This window comes from Rhodoferax sp. (assembly GCF_039922535.1).
Taxonomy (GTDB): domain Bacteria; phylum Pseudomonadota; class Gammaproteobacteria; order Burkholderiales; family Burkholderiaceae_C; genus Rhodoferax_B.
On record NZ_JBDTEM010000189.1, the window covers coordinates 1 to 5,191 of the forward strand.

General features: G+C 60.9%; 5 protein-coding genes. 2 read left to right on the forward strand and 3 right to left on the reverse strand.

Translation table 11 applies throughout. The features are described 5' to 3' along the window. Positions 1-586 (reverse strand): SDR family NAD(P)-dependent oxidoreductase (locus ABI213_RS08895; RefSeq protein WP_348026790.1); only part of this gene is annotated, 586 nt, incomplete at its 3' end. 92 nt (positions 587-678) lie between these two features. Here ABI213_RS08895 and ABI213_RS08900 point away from each other — a divergent pair. Next, complete coding sequence (locus tag ABI213_RS08900; protein WP_348006034.1) at positions 679-1,122, forward strand: helix-turn-helix domain-containing protein; 444 nt, start codon at positions 679-681, stop codon at positions 1,120-1,122. Between the two features lie 191 nt (positions 1,123-1,313). Here ABI213_RS08900 and ABI213_RS08905 read toward each other — a convergent pair whose 3' ends face one another. Next, positions 1,314-3,071: a chloride channel protein gene (locus tag ABI213_RS08905; RefSeq protein ID WP_348006035.1), complete on the reverse strand. Its 1,758-nt coding sequence runs from the start codon at positions 3,069-3,071 to the stop codon at positions 1,314-1,316. After that, positions 3,071-4,177: an HPP family protein gene (locus tag ABI213_RS08910; protein ID WP_348006036.1), complete on the reverse strand. Its 1,107-nt coding sequence runs from the start codon at positions 4,175-4,177 to the stop codon at positions 3,071-3,073. Before ABI213_RS08910 ends, ABI213_RS08905 begins: the two co-directional genes overlap by 1 nt. A gap of 168 nt (positions 4,178-4,345) precedes the next feature. Here ABI213_RS08910 and ABI213_RS08915 point away from each other — a divergent pair, with 168 nt between their 5' ends. Next, positions 4,346-4,810, forward strand: coding sequence for a MarR family winged helix-turn-helix transcriptional regulator (locus tag ABI213_RS08915; protein WP_348006037.1), 465 nt, complete (start codon positions 4,346-4,348; stop codon positions 4,808-4,810). The last annotated feature ends 381 nt before the right edge of the window (positions 4,811-5,191 follow it).

Genomic DNA, 5,191 nt, shown 5'->3' on the forward strand with positions numbered 1-5,191 from the left:
AAATTGCCATGGGGTGGTCGGCGCGGGTCAGGTTCTCTTCGAAGGCGGTGCGCGTCACGCCGGGTTGCACCAACACCACACGGATACCAAAACGGCGCACTTCGTGGTCCAGCGATTCGGTGTAGCCCTCAATCGCATGCTTGGTGGACGCATAGAAGGCGTTAAAAGGCGAAGGAATCAGGCCCAGGATCGAACTCATATTGATGATGCGGCCGCCCTTTTGGGCCCGCATGATGGGCAGCACCGCGTTGATGACACGCGCCACGCCGAACACGTTCACGTCGAACAGGCGCTGCGCCTGGCCGATGGACGACTCCTCGGCACCGCCGAGCAGGCCCACACCGGCATTGTTGACCACCAGGTCGATGCGCCCGGCTTGCTTGACCACTTCATCGACCAGCGTCTTCACCGACACCTCGTCCGTCACGTCGCAGACCAGCATCGTGATGCCTGAACGGCTGGCAACGGCCTTGCGGCTGGTGCCGAAGACGCGATAGCCGGCTTGGGCCAAGGACTGGGCGGTCACCAGTCCGATGCCCGACGAAGCGCCGGTGACGAGGGCGATACCCTTATATGTGTTGCTCATTTGATTTCCTTTGCAGTTCGTTGAAATAAGGCTGGATTGCCGATGAAGAGAATGTTACTATCAAAAAAGTACTAAGTCACTACTAATTTGATATGAACGAAAAAAATAATCTTTTTATGGGTTGCCCGGTCGCTCGCGGCCTGGAGTCCGTCGGCGATGCCTGGAGCATCCTGATCCTGCGAGACGCGCACTCAGGCGTCACCCGGTTCGACCAATTTCGGAAAAATCTGGGGATTGCGCCCACGATGCTGACCAAGCGGCTCGGCGCGTTGACCGACGCAGGCTTGCTGGAGAAGCGCGTCTACTCCGAGCGGCCCACGCGCGAGGAATACCTGCTGACAGCGGCTGGCCAGGACTTCTTGCCGGTGCTGATGATGATCGGCGCCTGGGCGCAGCGAAACTGTGGCGAGAACCTTGCGCGCTACATCGACGAAGAGACGGGCCTAGAGGTCGAGCCGATCGGTATCGACGCGGTAACGGGTGCCAAGCTCGGCAGCCGACCCATGCGCATGGGCCAGGCCAGCGGGGCTGGTTGATCTATGGCGGGTACCCCCAAATACCAGGAGAGAACTCCCTGAGCGCCTAGGCGGATGCTGGGCTAGTTGCTATTTAAAGAATAGCTTCTAGCGCAGGTGCTACCAGCGCTGGAGGCCTATTTCGCTTAAAGTTTCACCCATTCCTTGCTGAAGGTAGAGAAGGCGGGCTTTGGAAGGGCCTGGACGCGCAGCTAACCCAGGGCCCGTGCAGAAGGCCGCGCCACGGTCTCACGCACCGACTCCTCTTCGTGGGTGGCTTCGGCGGGCTTCACCAGGTCGCTACGGCTGAGAATCCCCACCAGCTTACGGGTCTGCAGGTCGGCCAGCACGGGCAGACGTTCCAGCTTGGTGACCGCCATGCGTTGCGCAGCGGCGCTTCCGGTCTCCGTCGGCACGGTCATGGCTTCCGGGTTGCGCTCCGCCACGTCGCGTGCTGTGCTTGCAGGGTGTGAATGGTGGAGCAAGTGGTTTCGGTCGAGCATTCCCAAGAAAGCGCCATCGCTCTCCACTACGGGATAGGCCCGGTGCTGTTGGCTGTCGCTAAACCATTCAGATGCAACCTGCGCCAATGAGGTATCTGCCGGGATGCTGATGACCTTGGTGGTCATGACATCCCCCACATGCACCCGCTCCAGCGGGTCCACCCCATATTCGCGAAAGACATGGCGACCGCGGCGCGCAATGCGTTCCGTCATGATGGAGCGTGGCATCAGCAGCACGCTGAGGCCGTGCGCTACGCAGCACGCCAGCAACAGCGGTAGCAGTGCATTGGCATCCCCCGTGAGTCCGAACGCAAACACGATGGCGGTCAACGGCGCACCGAGCACCCCGCCCAACATCGCCGCCATGGACACCAAAGGCCACAGTGATGGCTCGCCACCCGGCAGCCAAGCCGCCAACACCGTGCCCAGTCCCGCACCGACCATGAGCAATGGCGCAAGTACCCCGCCAGAGGTGCCAGACCCCAAAGCGATCACCCAGATGACGGCTTTGACCGCCAGCAGCGACAGGGCGACGCCCACCAAGATGCGGTGGTTCAGCAGGTCCGCAATAACGTCGTAGCCCACGCCCAAGGCCCGGGGTTGCAACCACCCACCGATGCCCACGGCGATGCCGCCCAGCGCTGGCCACCACATCCAATGCACCGGCAGCCGGTGAAACAGGTCTTCTACCGTATACAGCGCACGGGACATTCCGGCAGACAGCAGACCGGCAAGCAGCCCGACGGCGACGCATGAAACCATGGCCAGGTAGCCGACCGGCGCGGTGTGCAAGGGAAACAGCGGCCCCGCCTCCAAAAGCAGTGGGCGCGTAAACCCGGCGACGGCGCATGCCACCGCGACCGGCAGCAAGCTGCGCGGCCGCAGCTCGAACAACAACAACTCGACGCCCAGCAGGACCGCCGCCAAGGGGGTACCAAAAACCGCCGTCATGCCAGCCGTGGCACCTGCCACCAGGAGGGCTTTTCTTTCGGCAGCCGATAGGTGGAAATGCTGGGCCAGCAAGGAACCGATGGCACCGCCGGTCATGATGATGGGCCCTTCGGCACCGAAAGGCCCACCTGAACCAATCACGATGCCCGAAGACAGCGGCTTCAGCAAGGCCACCTTGGCGGACAGTTTGCTTTTGCCGAACAAGATGGCCTCAATGGCTTCGGGAATACCGTGTCCACGGATCTTCTCGGAGCCAAACCGGGCCATCAGCCCGACCAGCAGACCGCCGAGGACCGGGACCGCTATCACCCAGGCACCCAGCCCGTGGGTCGCAGGCGAACGGTCCACCACCGAAAACGATTGGAAGAAAAAGAGGTTGGTGAAGAAGTGAATCAGCGTCAACAACACATAGGCCGCGATGGTGCTGAGGGCTCCGATGGGAACCGCTAGGCCGACCAGCCGGAGTAAGCGCGGGTCACGCGCGTAATCGCGCGCATGGTGTGAAAAAGTTGCCATTACATTTCGGACGGGCGCGCCCGTGCTTCGCTGAGTTTTGCCAGATTCGTTTCGTAGAGTGCGGCGATCAGGTCGGTCTGCGTCACCATGCCCACCAGTTTGCGCTGCGCATCGACTACCGGCACATGGTGAAGGCCGCTGTTGGACATAAGCGGCACCAGCTCCACAATCGGCGTGCTGTCGAGTACCGTTTTCGCCGGTGAGCCCATGATTTGCCCGACCACCTCCGGCTTGTCCGAATGGGTGTGTGGCGTTCGGCGCAGCAAGGTACGCATCCGGCTTGTGATGCTGGCGGCATCGGTCAGGTTGGCGTGGCGCAGAAAGTCCGTGCGGGTGACGATACCCACCACATGGCGTGCCCGATTGAGCACTGGCAGTGCCTGCAGCCGATGGCGGTGCATGAGTGCCCAGGCCTCCTGTAACTCGGTGGCGAACTCGACGCTGACGATGTCTTTGGACATCACGTCCACGCATTTGGTGTCGCCTATGACGCGGCGCAATGCGTGCATTTCCGTCTTGCTGAACAGGTCTGCCAGGTCATCGGCACTGACGTCGAGCACCTGGTTGTACTCCTTCAATACCGCCTGTAAATCGCTGGGTGTGAAGCCCAATCGGGCCATGGGCACCACATCGTTGGTCAGGTGGGGGTGCGCTGTCTCCAACTGTTGGCTGTGCGGGTAGCGCCGACCCGTGGCATTGTTGTAGACCAAGGCCACTAACAGCAGCACAAGCGTGTTCAGTCCCACCGGAGCCAACACAAAGTCGTATCCGCTGGCATGCACTGCTGGCCCGCCCAGAACCGCCGTGAGCGCGACCGCACCGCTGGGTGGATGCAGGCAGCGCAATGCGAACATCGCCCCGATGGCAAAGAAGATGGCCGCTGCGGCCGCCTGGAAGGGGCTGCCAATGAATTTCGCGCACGTGACGCCGATGAGGGCCGACACGAGATTGCCACCAGTGATGGACCAGGGTTGGGCCAAAGGGCTGGCGGGAACGCCGAACAACAGCACGGCAGAGGCACCCATCGGGGCTATCAGCGCCGCCGCCGTAGCCGTGGGGCCTAACAAGGCAGCACTGAGAAGGCCGGTCAGAAGAATGCCAAGCAAAGCCCCGGCGCCAGAACGTAATCGCTCTCGTTGACCGACCAAAGCCACCGAGGGCAGGAGGCTTCTCAGCCACGGATGCTGGAGGAAATACATGAACTTGGGCAACAATGGTAAAAGACCTAATTACATCACAGTGTGATATAAATTTCCAAAGCAAGCCCAACGACCATGCGCCGAAACAACCCTGAACTCACGAAAAGTGACTTTGAATCGCTGTCCGAATTTCGGTACCAGTTACGACGCTTCCTGCGCTTTAGCGAGGAGGCGGCGCACTCCGAGGGCCTGACACCGCAGCAATACCAGTTGCTGTTGCACGTCAAAGGATTCCCGGGCCGTGAACATGCCACCATCGGCGAACTGGCCGAAAGGCTGCAAACCCAACAGCACGGTGTGGTGGCGCTGGTGTCGCGCTGCGAAGAGGCGGGCTGGGTGTCGCGATCACCGGGCGAAACCGACCGCCGACAAGTGCTGGTCCGTTTGACCGCCGAGGGTGACCAGCGTGTCAGGCGGGCGGCGGAACTTCACAAGTCCGAATTGAAGTCGATGTCCGCCGTTTTTATGGTTGCGAACATTTCGGCTTTCAACGACGCAAAGGAGGGCCTGCACGGCGCCCCACAAAAGACCAAAAATTAAGTTCGCTTAGTCCGCCACTATGGACACCAGCACCTGCCAGCGCCGCGCTGACGATGCGCATTTCCGGGCTATAGGTACCACCGGGGGCAGGGGCGGGGCGTTTGAGGGAAGTGGGCTTTAATGGTTGAGAATTGTTGCTCAAAATAATAATAAGTTTCTATTTATGCTGAATGTGAAAATATGGCCATGCACCGAGATTAAGATGGCCGCTTTACACACGCGAAACCACGATGTCCGCTGACAATGCCCCTCCACCCAAGGTCCCCAACGCCCCCAGCGTGGACCAGCTCATCAAGCGCATCACCGGTGAGTACGATGCCCTGAGCAAGCAGCTCAAGGTGATAGCCCGCCACGTAGAACTCAACCGCCACCACATCGGGC